This is a genomic window from Neptunomonas phycophila (assembly GCF_001922575.1).
GTDB classification, from domain to species: domain Bacteria; phylum Pseudomonadota; class Gammaproteobacteria; order Pseudomonadales; family Balneatricaceae; genus Neptunomonas; species Neptunomonas phycophila.
The window spans coordinates 592,186-608,603 of sequence record NZ_MRCI01000001.1; the positions used below are offsets into that span (position 1 = coordinate 592,186).

The 16,418-nt window shown below is 40.0% G+C and carries 13 protein-coding genes; 7 read left to right on the plus strand and 6 right to left on the minus strand.

The window, feature by feature from the left end; genetic code table 11:
- Window positions 1–3 precede the first annotated feature (3 nt).
- Genes BS617_RS02675 through BS617_RS02695 form a run of 5 tightly spaced genes read left to right on the plus strand, consistent with a single transcriptional unit; the run spans window position 4 to window position 6,514 of the window.
- Window positions 4–1,905: an XrtA/PEP-CTERM system amidotransferase gene (locus tag BS617_RS02675; RefSeq protein ID WP_075171363.1), complete on the plus strand. Its 1,902-nt coding sequence runs from the start codon at window positions 4–6 to the stop codon at window positions 1,903–1,905.
- Between the two features lie 25 nt (window positions 1,906–1,930).
- Window positions 1,931–3,133, plus strand: coding sequence for a TIGR04063 family PEP-CTERM/XrtA system glycosyltransferase (locus tag BS617_RS02680; RefSeq protein ID WP_075171364.1), 1,203 nt, complete (start codon window positions 1,931–1,933; stop codon window positions 3,131–3,133).
- Entirely contained in the window at window positions 3,130–4,287 is a 1,158-nt protein-coding gene (locus BS617_RS02685; protein ID WP_075171365.1) for a glycosyltransferase family 4 protein, read from the plus strand. Before BS617_RS02680 ends, BS617_RS02685 begins: the two co-directional genes overlap by 4 nt.
- The gene (locus tag BS617_RS02690) at window positions 4,284–5,549 is read left to right on the plus strand and encodes a putative O-glycosylation ligase, exosortase A system-associated (protein WP_075171366.1); all 1,266 of its coding nucleotides are present in this window, start codon (window positions 4,284–4,286) and stop codon (window positions 5,547–5,549) included. The genes BS617_RS02685 and BS617_RS02690 overlap by 4 nt, the downstream gene beginning before the upstream one ends.
- Window positions 5,546–6,514, plus strand: coding sequence for a polysaccharide deacetylase family protein (locus BS617_RS02695; RefSeq protein ID WP_075171367.1), 969 nt, complete (start codon window positions 5,546–5,548; stop codon window positions 6,512–6,514). The genes BS617_RS02690 and BS617_RS02695 overlap by 4 nt, the downstream gene beginning before the upstream one ends.
- A 1-nt stretch (window position 6,515) precedes the next feature.
- On the opposite strand, the gene BS617_RS02700 is transcribed toward BS617_RS02695, so the two are convergent.
- A complete protein-coding gene (locus BS617_RS02700) occupies window positions 6,516–7,172 on the minus strand; it encodes a tetratricopeptide repeat protein (protein WP_075171368.1) in 657 nt (218 codons plus the stop codon).
- Window positions 7,173–7,230: 58 nt separating this feature from the next.
- Here BS617_RS02700 and BS617_RS02705 point away from each other — a divergent pair, with 58 nt between their 5' ends.
- On the plus strand, window positions 7,231–8,478 hold the full coding sequence (locus BS617_RS02705) for a hypothetical protein (protein WP_075171369.1): 1,248 nt from the start codon (window positions 7,231–7,233) through the stop codon (window positions 8,476–8,478).
- On the opposite strand, the gene BS617_RS02710 is transcribed toward BS617_RS02705, so the two are convergent.
- Both BS617_RS02710 and BS617_RS02715 read right to left on the minus strand, forming a co-directional pair.
- Window positions 8,448–10,166 (minus strand): hypothetical protein, encoded by a 1,719-nt coding sequence (locus BS617_RS02710; protein WP_075171370.1) that lies wholly within the window; start codon window positions 10,164–10,166, stop codon window positions 8,448–8,450. The genes BS617_RS02705 and BS617_RS02710 overlap by 31 nt on opposite strands.
- A complete protein-coding gene (locus BS617_RS02715; RefSeq protein ID WP_075171371.1) occupies window positions 10,163–11,185 on the minus strand; it encodes a GNAT family N-acetyltransferase in 1,023 nt (340 codons plus the stop codon). The genes BS617_RS02710 and BS617_RS02715 overlap by 4 nt, the downstream gene beginning before the upstream one ends.
- Window positions 11,186–11,286: 101 nt before the next feature.
- Between BS617_RS02715 and BS617_RS02720 the strand changes: the two genes are divergently transcribed.
- Entirely contained in the window at window positions 11,287–12,720 is a 1,434-nt protein-coding gene (locus BS617_RS02720; RefSeq protein ID WP_075171372.1) for an oligosaccharide flippase family protein, read from the plus strand.
- On the opposite strand, the gene BS617_RS02725 is transcribed toward BS617_RS02720, so the two are convergent.
- From BS617_RS02725 to BS617_RS02735, 3 genes are read right to left on the minus strand one after another with little or no spacing between them, the layout of a single operon-like run.
- Window positions 12,707–13,603, minus strand: coding sequence for a polysaccharide pyruvyl transferase family protein (locus BS617_RS02725; protein WP_075171373.1), 897 nt, complete (start codon window positions 13,601–13,603; stop codon window positions 12,707–12,709). The two genes, BS617_RS02720 and BS617_RS02725, sit on opposite strands and share 14 nt — an antisense overlap.
- Complete coding sequence (locus BS617_RS02730; protein WP_075171374.1) at window positions 13,600–14,511, minus strand: glycosyltransferase family 2 protein; 912 nt, start codon at window positions 14,509–14,511, stop codon at window positions 13,600–13,602. The genes BS617_RS02725 and BS617_RS02730 overlap by 4 nt, the downstream gene beginning before the upstream one ends.
- Window positions 14,504–16,282 carry an asparagine synthetase B family protein gene (locus BS617_RS02735; protein ID WP_075171375.1) on the minus strand — a complete coding sequence of 593 codons (1,779 nt, stop codon included), beginning with the start codon at window positions 16,280–16,282 and terminating at the stop codon, window positions 14,504–14,506. The genes BS617_RS02730 and BS617_RS02735 overlap by 8 nt, the downstream gene beginning before the upstream one ends.
- Between the last annotated feature and the right edge of the window lie 136 nt (window positions 16,283–16,418).

Sequence of the window (16,418 nt, forward strand, 5' to 3'; positions counted from 1 at the left end):
TCGATGTGTGGTGTAGTTGGTCTGTTTGACCTTAATGGGCAAACTCATTTTGATGAGTCCGTTGTTCAAGCCATGAATGAATCCCAGTTTCATCGAGGTCCTGATGCGGGTGGAGTGCACCTTGAGCAGGGAGTGGCGTTTGGGCATCGTCGGTTAGCTATTATTGATCTATCGGGTGGTGCGCAACCACTATTTAACGAAGACCATTCGGTCGTAGTGACCTATAACGGCGAAATATACAATTTTGAAGCCCTATCGCAAGAGTTAAAAGATAAAGGGCATATTTTCCGAACACACTCTGACACAGAAGTGATTGTCCATGCTTGGGAAGAATGGGGCGAGTCATGTGTTAACCGTTTTCGTGGCATGTTTGTGTTTGCAATCTGGGATCGAAACCAACAAACATTATTTATTGCTAGGGATCGTCTCGGGATAAAGCCTCTGTTTTATGGTGTACTGCATGACGGTAATGTGGCCTTTAGTTCAGAGCTTAAAGCGCTAAAGACACTGGCTAACTTGCCCCGTGAAATCGAGCCAACTGCCATCGAAGATTACTTTACCTTTGGTTATATCCCTGAACCTAAGACTATCTATCAAGGCGTTTATAAACTTCGTCCGGGTCATACGTTAACTTTTAAAGTAGGGCAGCCGCTACCTGAGCAAAAAGAATATTGGGATATACCATTTGCTCCCTTACAAGACATTAGCGAAGATGAGGCTCAGCAGCGATTACTAGCTTTGTTGAGCGAAGCGGTAGATTTACGCATGATAGCAGAGGTACCTTTGGGCGCATTTTTATCCGGTGGCGTCGATTCCAGTGCGGTAGTGGCGATGATGTCGAAGCTGCAAGATAAGCCGGTTAATACTTGTGCTATTGGGTTTGATGTTAAGCAATTTGATGAAACCCATTATGCGGATAAAGTCGCTGAGCTTTTCAAAACCAATCATTATAAAGATGTTGTAGACAGCGATACTTTTACACTGGTTGATACATTAGCAACCTTGTATGACGAGCCATATGCTGACAGTTCAGCCATCCCAACCTATAAAGTCTGCGAATTGGCTCGTAAGCGTGTAACCGTTGCTTTATCCGGTGATGGTGGAGATGAGAACTTTGCAGGTTACCGCCGTTATAAATGGCATATGAATGAAGAGGCGTTACGTCAGAAAATACCACTCAGTATCCGTAAGCCTGTATTTGGTCTATTAGGTCGTCTTTATCCAAAGGCCGATTGGGCGCCACGTGTTTTTCGGGCTAAAACAACCTTCCAAAGTTTGGCTCGTTCATCGGTTGAAGCGTATTTGCATACAGTTTCGTTGTTGAATGATGAGCAGCGAGATGAATTGTTCAGTGACAAGCTCAAAGACTGGTTAGGTGATTATAAATCTATTCAGGTGTTTGATGAATACGTCAAAAAATCACCAACACAAGACCCTTTATCGCTTATCCAGTATTTGGATATGAAGACATATTTGGTGGGCGATATTCTCACCAAGGTGGATAGGGCAAGTATGGCTCATGCTCTTGAGGTACGTGTTCCTTTGTTGGATCACAAATTCATTGAGTGGGCTTCTTCACTACCAGCAGATATGAAGCTTAAGCGTCAAGAAGGTAAATATATACTTAAAAAATCTTTAGAGCCTGTGTTGCCGCATGATGTGCTTTATCGCGATAAAATGGGCTTTGGAGTACCGCTTGCCAAGTGGTTTAGAGGACCATTGAAAGAGAAAGTTGAAGCAAGCTTGTTGGGCGATACGATTCGCCATAGCGGGTTATTTAATATGGCTTATATCGAGCGTGTTTTATCGCAACATCAATCTGGTATGCGAGATCATAGCGTTGTTATCTGGACGTTGTTAATGTTCAATGCATTCTTGATGAATGAAATGGCAACTGCCCACTAAGTTAAGAGAATCAGGAAGGAATCTGGTGAAAGTATTACATATTCTGGATCATTCAATCCCATTACACAGTGGGTACACGTTTCGAACACGTTCAATTTTGAAGCAGCAGCGTGCCAATGGGTGGGAGACTGCCCATATCACGTCGGGCAAGCAAGGCGACGTCGCTACATTAAAAGAGGAAGTGGAAGAGTTCACCTTTTACCGCACTCCGGTTGGCAGTAAGTGGTATTCGTCCTTACCCTTGCTCAATCAATTGGCAATTATTAACGAAATGGCTGACCGCTTGTCTGAGGTGATCGAAGAAACACGACCCGATATATTACATGCACACTCCCCTGCATTAACGGGTGCAGCAGCCTTAAAAGTAAAGAAAAAATTTAATCTACCGCTCGTGTATGAATGTCGTGGGTTCTGGGAGGATGCGGCTGTTGATCATGGGACGTGTAAAGAGAACGATCTTCGTTACAAATTGACGCGTGCTTTAGAGACGCATGTCTTTAAAAAAGCAGATGCCGTTACAACTATTTGTGAAGGTTTGCGTGCTGATATACAAGCCCGTGGTTTGCCTAAGGGAAAGATCACTATTATCCCTAACGCTGTGGATATTGACCGTTTTCCCGTTATTGAGCATAAAAATGAGCAGTTATTAAATGAGCTGGGTTTGCAAGGGAAGCGAGTCCTCGGGTTTATCGGTTCTTTCTATGCCTATGAAGGCTTACTTTTCTTAGTGGATGCATTTGCTGAAGTTGTAAAAAAAGACCCCCAAGCACGTTTGTTATTAGTGGGTGGTGGGCCAGAAGATGAGGCTATAAAAGCGCGCGTTAAAGAGCTTGCTTTAGATGAAGTTGTAATATTAACAGGTCGAGTTCCTCACACGCAGGTTAACGATTACTACAGCTTGGTCGACTTGTTCGTTTATCCACGAGAAAAGATGCGCTTAACCGACTTGGTTACCCCGTTGAAGCCACTTGAAGCGATGGCGCAGGGCAAGCTAGTTGTAGCGTCTGATGTTGGCGGCCACAAAGAACTGATTACGGACGGCTATAATGGTCTGCTTTATCAATCGGGTAGCCAGGCGTCACTTATTGCCGTGCTCGAGAAAATGCTAGAAGAAAGCGACCAATGGGCTAACTACCGTGCTAATGGTCGTAAGTATGTTGAAACGGTGCGTAACTGGGAGGCAAGCGTCGCGAATTACAAAGATGTGTATGAGCGCCTATTGCGATGAACTCTTTACTTGTATTAACGACGCTATATCCTAATTCAGTAAAGCCTCGACATGGAATATTCATTGAAACACGGTTGAAGAAACTTATCGGTTCAGGGCTTTGCCAAGCGGACGTTATAGCTCCCGTTCCATGGTTTCCGTTTAAATTAAAAGGCTTTACTCGTTATTCAGATTTTCAAAAGATCCCATCTTTTGAAGTGCATAATGGCGTCAATGTGTATCATCCGCGTTACCTCGTTATACCCAAAATCGGCATGTATATAACGCCTTTTTTCCTAGCATTCGCTTTTTGTAAGACTGCTCGCAAGCTCGACAAAAAGTATAATCTTATTGATGCTCATTATTTATATCCCGATGGTGTATCAGCGGCACTGGTAAGTGCTTTTTTAAAATTGCCCTTCGTTATGTCAGCGAGAGGAACAGATCTTAACCTAATACCTAATTACACGATTGCTCGAAAAATGATTTTGTGGGCGGCTAAACGTTGCAAAAAAGTGATTACGGTTTCCTCCGCATTGAAGACAAGAGGAGAAGCTATTGGGATAGCGTCAGATAAAATGGTTGTGATCAGGAATGGAGTAGACACATCGATTTTTAATCCAGATCAAGACACTTCAGATCCATGGTTTAAGATGCCGTACAAGCATGTATTAAGCGTGGGTAACCTCACTGAATTGAAAGGACATGATTTAGTAGTGAGAGCTGTTGCTCAACTGCCCAGTCATGCGCTGACAATTGTTGGTGATGGCGAAGAGAGAAGCAACCTTGAGAGTTTGATTGGTGAGCTAGGTGTAAGTGGACGGGTAAGAATAATACCGCCTGTTAACCAAACGTCTTTAGCGGCCTTATATGCCTCTTCGGATGTACTCGTTCTGGCGTCATCGCGAGAGGGGTGGCCCAATGTGATTTTAGAGGCGCTTGCTTGCAATACCCAGGTGCTCGCAACCAATGTGGGCGGAGTCAAAGAGATTATAGATAACGATGGTCATGGCTATTTAATTAAAAGCCGCTCAACAGACGCTATTGTCGAAAGCCTTAAAAAGGTAGAGGCTAATCACACTGAGTCGATGCGTAGTTATGTTTCAGAATTCGCTTGGGATCACGTTGTCGAAAAACAAAATAGACTATACCAAGAAGTGGCAAAACAATTATGAGAGACATATTTGTTACATTAATTGTATTCGGTAGTTTGCCATTTATATTGAAAAGACCTTATGTCGGAATTCTGATGTGGGCTTGGATCAGTTATATGAACCCCCATCGGCTAACTTATGGCTTTGCATACACTATGCCGTTTGCACAAGTGATTGCTATCTTTATTGTGCTCGCATTTTTGTTTAATAAGGACAAACAGAAAATCCCTGTTGATGGGACTGTGGTGGTTTGGGCGCTTTTTTTGGTTTGGATGAGCATTACCACAGTGTTCGCTATCTATCCTGATTATGCACTGGTTTCATATATAAAAGTGATGAAAATTCAGTTGCTTACCTTCTTTACTATTATCTTCTTAACGAGTTTTAAGAAAGTAGAATATCTAATTTGGGTTATCGTGCTGTCGATAGGCTATTACAGTATCAAGGGAGGGATTTTTACCTTAGTTACTGGTGGTGGTTTTCGGGTCTGGGGTCCGCCGGGCACCTTTATTTACGAAAATAACAGCTTAGCCCTGGCTACTTTGATGGTTATTCCGCTCATGTACTATCTGTACTCGGTCGAGACCAAAAAATGGTTGAAGTATGGGCTAGGTAGTGCGGTGTTTTTGAGCCTAGTGTCTGCTTTAGGGTCGCAATCCCGTGGCGCATTGTTAGCTGCAGTAGCTGTATTAGGCTTTTTTTGGCTCAAAACGAAAGGGAAATTAATTTCTGGTATCGCCATTCTTTTGGTAGCCGGTGTTGGTTGGCAAGTGATGCCGCAAGCTTGGCATGATCGTATGAGTACTATCAGTAATTATCAAGAAGATAGATCTGCGATGGGGCGAATTAATGCGTGGACATACAGTATTAATATTGCCAATGATAAGTTGCTTGGAGGCGGGTTTGACTCCTGGGGGAAGGACACATTTAGTATCTATTCACCACAGGCTGACTTTGTTGCTGTTGCTCACAGCATTTATTTTAATGTGCTAGCAGATCATGGGTGGATTGGCTTATTTCTCTTTTTAGGTATTTTGTACGCGTCATGGAGAAACTTATCCACCGTCATTCGCTTAAGTGAGCCTGACAGTCGATTAAATTTATTGTCACGTATGCTTCAAGTCAGCTTCGTTGCCTACTTGACGGGTGGCGCTTTCTTGAGTTTATCCTACTTTGATTTACCGTGGCATTTGATTGCTATTACTTTGTTGCTTAAAAAAGAGCTTAACACTCCGCAAGCTGTAGCTGTTAATCAGCAACAAATAACTAGGCAGGGGCTATGAGAGAGCTAATAGAAAAGTGTTTAGTGAGTTCAATTCGGCTCGCCCAGCCCTCAAGTAGGCAAGCGTCATTGTATATTTTGATTTATCACAGTGTATTTGAACAACGCGATTTTATGCGGCCTAATGAGCCAACCCGTGATGAATTTAGAGATCAAATGCAGTTGATTAAAAAGTACTTTAATCCTGTATCACTACCCAAAGCGATAGATATGTTAGCAAACGGGGAATTACCTGCTAACTCGATAGCTGTAACTTTTGACGATGGCTATATGAACAATTTCACCGTTGCTAAGCCTGTTTTAGATGGGCTAGGCATCCCCGCTACTTTTTATGTAAGCACTGCTTTTTCTAATGGCGCTATGATGTGGAATGATCGCGTCATTGAAACCTTTAGAGCACTGGATTCTATCGATTTATCCAGTATTGGACTGGGTGTTGTCCATACAGAAAGAGCTGATCAGAAAAGATCGGAAGCGGAGAAGGTGATACAAAGAATCAAGCATAAAGATTATCATGATAGGGAAGCGATTGTGCGTTCAATAGAAGAGCAATGTAGCCGACCCCAATCATCATTGATGATGTCGCCCCGTGAAATTAAGGCACTGCATGATGCGGGTTACGAAGTAGCTGGTCATACTGTGACACACCCTATTTTAAGTGTGTTGGACGATCAGGCAGCCAGAGAAGAGATTTTACAGGGTAAGTTAGCTTTAGAGTCTATTATTGGTCGTGAGGTTGTCGGGTTTGCTTACCCAAATGGAAGAAAAGCATCCGATTATACGGATCGAGATGTAGCTTTAGTGACAGACTTGGGTTTTAAATATGCAGTCACTACACACTGGGGTTGTAACAGAGAAAGAACAAACCCATATGAATTAATGCGCTTTACGCCATGGGATAGAAAGCCTTTACGGTTTTTGATGCGCTTGCTAATGACTGATAAGTATTACACGGCTTTTGAGTAAGTTAGTAGTTATCAATCCTTCGTTGTAATCCTTTTAGTACAAAACCTTTTGCGTAAACCTTTTTAGCGAAGCCTTTAGCCTGTTCCAAATTTCCTAGCTCTAAAGCTAGCAAGCCGTAGTTATACATAGCTTGTAGGTTATTTGGATTGATTTTAAGGGCTTTTTTGTACATTTCTTCTGCATCAACAAGTTTATTGACTTTATGCAAGTATAACCCGTACAACATCATACTCATGTCATCTTTGGGTGCGAAGTTGATTGCGCGTAGAAAATAGCACTCAGGTTGCTTAATGCCTTTGTTATTACTATATGGACCATTTTTCATACGATAGTTTATTACCGTATTTAGGGCGCGGTGATGGTTGGGGAAAGCTTTTAACGTATAGTGTATGTCACCAAGCATGTTGCCTTTTTGTTTAGCGCCTTTAATTAATAGCTCTACGTTAGAGTTAAAGTGGGCTGCTTGAACGAGCGATAGTTCAGTCTCGTGAAGGTAGGCTTTTGTATAATCGAAAGGTCCTAGATTAGGAGTGACACCTCGACAAGGGCTGCCACTTAAGTCATAACCCACCCAAGGTGCTTTATTGGCATAGGCATGTTGAGATAAAAAAGCTAGAGTAGAAATAAGCGTGATCGATTTTAAAATATGGAATTTCATATTAAGCTCCTTGTCTAGCTAAAACATAACAGATAGACGTTATAAATGGAATGTTATAATGATTTTTGAGTCACTTGTATGGAAGGTTTACCAATGTGTTTTACATATGGCGTTAAGATTGAAAGGGAAACAGATCAGCAATAAAGAAATTAAATTACCCGATTTGAGTACGGCAAAAGATTGTGTATGGGTTTTCTGTACAACAATAGGTGAATTAAATTCGTGTCATGAATTTCTAGACAATTATACAAAAGGGTTGGGCCTTGTCATTGTCACTGATAAAGAAATCTATAAAGAATCATTTCTAAGAAAATTTCCTGATGCATATGTAATCACGTTAAGCGAATATAAACAGGCATCGAAACGATTAACTACTGTGCTTAGACCTGTGCAGTTCATAATTTGTGAGATTCCTTGTTTACTACACGAGTCCCCTTGTCGTTTTGATTATCAAATTATCCGGGATATGCATTATCACAAAGCGAGTATTATTGTTATCAATGGGTGGTTGTATAAAGATAAGGTGAGCTGCAGGCAGGATTACATAGAGAAAAAATTATTCGAACCATACTACTTAAGGTTTGTAGATTATTTTTTTGTTCAAAATGATTTTGTTAAAAATGAATTGTTAGCCAAGGGGTGTGATGCAAATAAAATATCGGTTATTCTGAGTTTTAAATTTGACTCTCTGTACAAAGAGGCAAAGTTTACCGATACGGTGGACGCTAAAAATTTGGAAGCTTATAGCAGTCGAAACATATTTTTGGCAGGTTCCTTGTCTGGTAATGTGGAGTTTGATCTAGTAATTCAAGGCTCCAAAAGTTTTATTGATAATGGTGGGCTATTGATAATTGCTCCAAGGCATCCGGAGATTGATAGCAATATTGTATATATTGTCTCAGCGCTGGAAAAAGAAAACATTTCTTATACTAAGCTATCTGATCGAAATATAAACAATCAACAGGTGCTTATAGTTGATACTTTCGGTGACCTTCCCGCTTTGCTCTATCATTCTGATAAAGTATATATTGGTAAAAACCACAACCTTATAGAACCGTTATCAATGGGAAAACCCGTAGCTACTTCTGATGGTTGGTCTCATCAGTTCTCAACACATGAAATTTTTAAGTTTTGTTATGATCAAAACTTAATTGAGTTGTGTAATACACCAGAAGATATTCAAAGCTTTCTACTATGTAATAGAGAACGAACGAATATCTCTTTGCCTGTAAGAAAAGATTCATCCGTAAACTTGGTCTTGGAAGAGCTGAAAAGTCAAGGTTTGTCCGTTGCGCAGAAGTGCTGAAAGAGAAACTCTAACGTTATAACAAGACCTAAGACTCTCTCATCTTTAATGTTTTCTATCACTACATATTTATTCATATAAGAAAAGCTATCAATGATTTCATTGAAATTTTTCATATGATTTTCAATATCTATTGATTGTTTTTTAATGTTTTTAAGTCGTTGTGAGTATTTTCTTAACCAAGCAGGTTTGTGGACGCTGATAAAATAAGAGGCTTTATAAGGCAGTGGTTTTTTTTCTACAAAATTGAAACCATAGTCGCTTTGGTAACTTGCTAAGTTGATATCTAAAAGCTTAATCATTTCGGATTGCATTCTTCCCATTTCTTTTATGCTAAGAGGGATTGAACTACTGTCCTTAACAATAGATTCATGCATAAATGGAAACAATGCGGCTCCAAAGTTATTATTAAGCCTTGCGTCTCTACCAGCCCAGAATCGCCCTCTAAAATAGGGGTAAAGTTTTTCTATATCATTGCGTGACGTTGATGTGTCGGCTTGAATTCCGATAGCATTCTGCATCTTTTTTTCTATAGAATTTTCGTAATTAAGCTCATTAAATCGTTCTGTAAATGCTTTAGGATCGTATTGGGAATAAAAAGTATGTACCAATTGGTTTAATGAACTGGATGATTTTGGCATGTAATAAAAATTTCTATAAATCTCGCCTAAAGATCCATTAATTGAAACACGGCCATCTTTATTACGCATCAACCTGTCTTTTCGGTCTATGCCGCCATCAAATATACCGTGTTCAACTTTCCAGCCATCGAACGCATAAAAATCTTTCATTGATTCTTCTAGGCTATAACATGCGTTTTGTGTGGATTTATCGATGATGGTCAAATTTAGCTTTTCTTCAAAGGCTATGTTTTTGGCTACAGCTACATCATCACTTGTATCATTTCCGTACACAAAAAGATCCGGCGAGTAACCAAGAGATCTCATTAGTGATAATAGTAATCTTGAATCATACCCACCGGAAAAAGATACAATTGCTCTTTCATCTATATTAACGTTAGATAATAGTGTTAATAGTTTTGAGTTTTCATGAGTGGCAAGTTCAGTAATGTTTGGGTTATTTTTTGTTTTAGTGCTCGTTGTGTTTGCTAGCTCTAAGGTTCTGTCTTTTATCGTATAGTCATTGTTAACTACTACGTAATGATTATGTTCTATACTATTTACTTCATTAAAGAAGGTGTTGGTTCCAAATAAAGAACCGTTAATTAAATATTCATAGACTGATTCGGAATTTATGTTTAAGTTTTTGCCCTCTAAATGGCAAAGGGCTAAAAACGAATTTGATAGAGAGTTGCATTTTTTGTTTGTGTAGAATTTATTGCATGATAAATTGTCATTGTATAAGAAAAGCGTATTTTCTTTGTAAACAATAAGCGTTGCTGTTAGCTCAGTTATACTTTCTGGGTAAATTCCTGGTGTGTGTGTATCAATGAATTTTAACCAAAAATCTTTATTAGATGACTTTAACTCACATCCTAGAGCCATTACGAAGTCATTATTTTTTTTGTGAAAAACAGGTGGGGCTCCTTGCAGATCACTAAATACTAATAAAGAGTTATCTCCTATTAATATATCGTGAGTCAGATAGCCACCTGAGCTGCTGTAATGATCTATATATTTATTTAGATTTTTCCTTTCAGTTTGAGAGCATAAAATGTAAGTACTCATTTGATTTTTTCTCTTATACTCTTTATTGCTTTTCCGGTTTTAGATAACCAGTTCAGATGGAACATTTCTCGGGTATCGTTTGTCCATCGATAATGCCAGTCCATCATTTTTCCATAAAATTCTATTTGGCCTATCTGAGGGTCGTTAAATATTTTTTCAAACTGGAACTTTCTTAAGACAGTAGCTGGCGAGAAACGTTTATAGTTTTCATCGTAAGTAGTTTTAAGAATAATGATTGATTGGTTGCTTAATACTGTTAGGTCTGAAGCAATTATGGTGTCGCCTAGAAATAGCTGAAATATGATGGTCTGCTTATTATGAGCCAATTTTCTAAATAAGCTTTTATAGAATCTTCCTTGATCGTTATCCGGCGTTATTGCTGTATTAGTGCCAGATTTCCAGCCTGAACTTTCTAATTTTCCGTACTCTTCTATCGCTTCATCAATATCATCAGGGTCTGTGATGACTTTTAAGAGTAGTGTACCACTTTCTTTATTTAACCGGTTGACCGCTTTATTGGTATTTTGACGTAGATTTTTCCCGCGTGATTCCCAAAAAGTATCGAAATTTTCTGTGGATTGTAGCGAGCCTGTTTCTATGTAGGGGAGTGTGTTGCATTCTTGTGATTGAGTTAGATTTAAACATTCTAGTTTAGGGTCTTGTTGTGTGATACTAAACCCCAATGGCCACCAATGTAGTTTTTTTGCAAGCGACTTTATTAAGAGTTGCGTAGGAATTGTCGGGTCTTGTATCCATGCCCCTAACGGCGACTGCGAAGGCTGAAATGTTCGGCTGATTCCAAAACGGACTTTTTCCACAATCGTGATGCACACGACATGTTCGCCTTGGTAGCATATGGCCAGTTGTAATGGGTTTTCTGCAAGATGCGATACGGCTTCACTGAAGAAAAGATGATCAAGTAAGATGAAGCCTCCATGTACACTATTGAGGCGATTCCAGTCTTCAGAAAATTTTGCCAGATTGCTAACTGGCTCGATGTTCCATCCTAAATCTTTCATGCCCTGATCCTTGGCGATATTTGTTTAAATTTTAAGTTATATTAATTTATAGTTCCAGTATAAAGCCATATACTTACTTTTTTGTTTTTGGAATTTCTCTGATGGATTCAGTTAAAAAATCGTTGCTTTTTTCATTTTCTCAAAAGTACAGTGAAATTCTGGTTGGTTTCGTTTCTACACTCATCCTAGCGCGTTTATTAACACCAGAAGAAGTAGGAATATATTCCGTCATAGCCACCATAACAGTTGTCGCTCATATGGTTAGGGATTTCGGCGTGTCTAACTATATTGTTCAAGAACGTGAATTAACTGATGAAAAGGTCGTTTCGGCTTTCCTTGTTACTTTCTTCTGGTCATATACAATTGGTCTTTCTTTATTTTGTTTTTCAATGCCAATCGCAAACTTCTTTGAACGGTCTGAGCTGCAGTCAGTTGTATTAGTATCTAGTTTGGGTTTTGCTTTTATACCGTTTGGCTCTGTTTCTCTTAATCTATTACGTAAAGATATGCAGTTTAAGAAATTGTTTTTTATTAATGTTTCTTCGGTTGTTATATCGAGTATATTATCTATCACGTTAGCCTATTTAGGCTTTAGTTATATGAGCTTGGCATGGGGTAGTTTGAGTGGAATAGTGACGATCGTTGTCTTAAGTAGCTTTTTTAGGCAGCGTGTTAAAATTGCTATCCCGCGCTGGTCTGTAATCACTAGTGTATTTTCATTCGGTACTAAATCTTCCTACATATCAGTCATCTCTATGTTCGTTAATCAGTTGCCTGAAATTCTTATTGCAAAGTTTCACGGTATGATCAACGTTGGCTTATATAGTCGAGCAAATGGGTTAATTAAAATTTTCAATATGGGGGTGCTTCAGGGGATATTTCCAGTTTTATTACCGCACCTGGTTAATAAGCTTAAATCGGGCAGCGATATCAAAGAAGACTTTTTACAAACTATAGAGTTTATTACAACACTTGCGTGGCCTTTCTTTCTCTTCCTATCATTTTTCTCAACTGAGATTATACAGTTCTTATTTGGAGAACAATGGGTAGGGGCATCCCCTATATTGAACTTCTTATGTGTGGCAGCGGCAGCGGCAGCCGTTTACTCATTTAATTCTCAGGTGCTGATATCGAAAGGGCTAATTAATTTAGATGTGAAGACGCAGACTATTTCACAGGTTTTTTCGGCCTCCTTCTTGTTATTGGGGGCTTTTTGGGGTTTCAAGTTTATATTGATGGCGTTGATACTATCAAGATTCTTTACGTTAAGTCTGTCTTTTCATTACTGTCTTAAAGCGTTGGGTATTAAAGTTTCAGAACTGCTTGTTGTTCTTACCAAGCCCGTAATAGTTACAGGTGTTTGTTTCTTGTGCATAGAAATGCTGAGTGCGGCTATGGCTGTTGCTTTGACCGGTCTGGTGTATTTGTTGGCTTGCTCCGCTGTCTACACTCTTGTTTGGTTGGCTTCTATCTACACAGTAAGGTCAAAATTGTTTGATATCATATGTGGCTTGTTACCTTTTAAGCGTCTTTGATTTTATTGAGCTCGTCGTTAAGGCGCTGTACTTTGGATGTAATTAGCGGACGGGAGGACAGCTGTGGGTGAGCTGTTTGTGCTATTTTTTTTAGTTTAGCGGCGGTTGTGGCTATGACTTGCTTACTGCTCGTTGCGTTAGGGGCTGGGGTATAGTGTTTACCGAAGCAGCTTTTTATTAAAGCATTACGTTTGATGGTATGTTTTAGATAGCGGCCCAGCGTATAGTCTTCATCCTTCCAGACAGGGTTTAAGTAGTTAAATTGAATGTCTACTTCTACTGATTGCGACCAATCCTGCCATTTTCGTTCGTTGATATGATCATGTGCTTTGGCTGGTACCCAAGGTATACCGTAGGCATCCGCTATGATTGCTCCGTGCATTGCTTCTGTAATTACAAAATCACAGTGGGACAATGCGGTCAAAAAGTCTTCAATTGATTGTCTTGGATCTATTAATAATATATCTGCATGGGAGCATACTGCCTCCCAATTTCCAAGAATTATACTTTCGACATGTGGAATGTAGCCTATGCGAGAACCATTATTAACTGGTAGTCTGCGCAATTGAGGGAGCAGGTAGGCACCATCTAACAAACTGAGATCTGAATGAATACCCAGTGTTTTTTTAGTAATAGGACCTCTAACGCCTACAAAATTCCACTGGCCTTGGGAGAGTGGAGGCAGGTTTCCATAGCCGATTCCTGAACTAATAACTGTATACTGAGAGGCTTGTGGAATCCGGTGATTTAGTAGTGTTCCTATGCCAATAAGTAAGTGGTCACTATTGTCGTCGATTTTGTTATCAAGGAGCTCTTTCCAAATCCACTCATTGATATCATCACCTACATTGCCTTGTGCAGATTTAAAGTAATACGGCTTCATTTACGCAATCCACTGAGTACTAGATAGATAAAACATTTTACAGTTATTTTTTTAGTAAGCGCGCTTGTAAATGCTTTGTATGCCTTATCAAATTCCCCAGATTTGTATGCGAGGGCTCCATATTCTAGATGGCGACGATAAGCTCGCTGTTTGTAATCTTTAATATTGACGCTCTGCCCATCTGGGCTCTGGTAGCCATATTTTACTATGGCAGAGTTCACTACTGCGCTTGCAAAATCTCTGGTTTTAATCGTCGAGGTTAAAGAGTCATGGTCGAGTTTGTATAACGTCAATGGCTTTTCTATTTTGCAAAAGAGGCCTTTTCGACTGAGGCGGAGCATTAAATCCCAGTCTTCCGCAACCGGAAGTTCTGTATCAAACAGTCCCGTATCTTCTAAGGCCGTTCGGCGAATCACTGCCGTACTTGTTAGGACGTGGTTGGTGATGAGCTGTTTGTGGTAGATCCAATCGCATTCTATGTTGTAGTTTTGTTGTTTGCTTTGGATACCTGATATGGCTGCCTCTTTGCTTTCATCCTTTTCAAACCATGGGTGAAAGTAAGTGTAGTAGCCAATCGCATTGGGGTGTAATTCTATTAACCTAACGATATTTTCTATTTTATCCGGCAGCCATATATCATCGGCATCAACAAAGGCGATGTAATCATACTGGCAGGCTTTAATGCCTGCATTCCTCGCATGAGAGACCCCCGCGTTTTTTTGGTCAATGACTCGAATATTGGATTCGTTAGATAGGATTTCAGCTGTTTTATCTGAAGATCCATCATTAACTACAATGATTTCACTTACGGGGTAAGATTGTGAGCGCACACTGTCCAATGTGGCAGAAATCGTCGCTTCACAGTTATACGCGGGTATGACTACGCTGAAATTGATTGTGCTAGCCATGTCGGGCCTTTAACCAAATTTCTAAGGACATTAATACCCAAATCATCTCACCATAATAGGCTGCATGACCCTCTTTATGATCTTTAATTAGCTTATTGATATAGGCCGGTTGAATAATATTGCGTTTTTTAAGTTCGCTTAAAGAATCATAAGCCAACTCGCTCAACGGAGAATAAGTTTCCATCCACACACCAAATGGTAACCCAAAGCCGTGTTTTGACTTGTGGATTGTTTCATCGGGTAGCCAGTTTTTGAAAGTCTCTTTGTAAAAATGGCGTAATTGTGAGCCTTTCAGTTTTAATTGATCTTCAATTTTTAATGATAAATAAACTAGCTCGTCATCGAGCATCGGGTAGCGCACATTGACTTCATTGATGCGACAAGCATTGTTGACTTTAACTAGGTCATTATCGGCTAGCGTGATTTGCCAGTCTAAATACATCATTCTATTAAGCATGCTGGCATTAATAGGCCGATTGTAAAGAGACTGCTGTAACGACATGGGTTGTTCTAAGTCGACTTTTTCTAAAAAGTCTGCTGTGAAAATCCCAGTTACATCGTCTCGTTCTAAGAAGTTGTAAGTTTGCAATCTTGCAGGTAAGCCGAGCTTTGCTTGTTTAATATAACTTTGCGCTTTGGCTAGAAACCTGTTTGAAAATTCTCTTTGTTCTAATAAGGGCTCGATAATGCCAGAGCGGAGAATTTTAGGGACAGAATGATAAAATTCGAAGACAGTCTGTTTGGCATAGCGTTCATTGCCTGCAAATAACTCATCACCACCATCGCCGGCTAACATTGTGGCGACATTGTTTTCTTTGGCTACTTTAGAGCAAAAATAGGCTGGTAAGGCAGACGAGTTGCCAAAGGGCTCATCAAAGCTCGGGATTACCTTATGCAAGGCGCTAACAATGTCTTCAGGTGTCACATAATATTCATGAAGATTAATACCAAACTTTTTGGCTGTGATGCGTGCGTAAGCCATTTCATCATAGCCTTCTGCAGAGAAGCCAATAGAATAAGCTTCGCTTTGAGATGGATCTATTTCTGACAGCATACCGGCTACGGTAGAGCTGTCTAAGCCACCACTGAGAAATGCAGCACAGTTAGGTGCTATACATCGTTCAACCGCGTTTTTCATAGCAAGACGCAGTTCTTTGCTTAATGCCGCAGCGCTTGTGCTTTGTTTTAGGTTGAAATGCGGTACCCAGTAAGTATCAGTTGTCCCTTCTAATTGAGAAGTGATGGTTAACTGTGTTGCAGCCGATAATTTCTGATATTGGCTATAGGCCGTGTTGGGTGCAGGGATCATGTGAAAGTACACATAATCGTACAGCGATTGGTTTGAGAGCTCACCGTCTTGGTTTATATCTGAAAGCAAGCTGCTAATATGACATTCACGACTATGCGGCTTTTGATGCCAAAATGCAGGTACGGTTGCAAACTTGTCGGTGTAAAGAGTCAACGTGCCTAGGGTATTGTTGAGCCTAGCTACGACAAATGAGCCTTGTAATGCTTCTGGCGAAAAGTTTTCTGAGGTTATTTGCTTATATAATTGCTGGTCTGTTGGTGTATTCAGACCTACAAAATAAGGATGGCCGGCAATAACAATAGTTTCTTCTTCGCCACGAATAATTCTGTCGGCCGCATGAATTGTGAGATTGCCATGACCAAAGAGTGATTCACCCTTCTCTAAAACCAGAGATAAGTGTAGATGGCTCGTGAGAGAAGGTTGGGGATTGCTTTTGAGCGTGTTTTGCGCGTCCGTTGCCATGCCTACTTCCATTCCTTGCTGACTATTACTGGCATCATCATCCTCTGATGAAAAGCTATTCTAGCTATCTCGTTGATATTTGTCCTGTTAAGAATACTTTTTTATTGGTTTTTGTGTGTCATTACTTATCCTGATA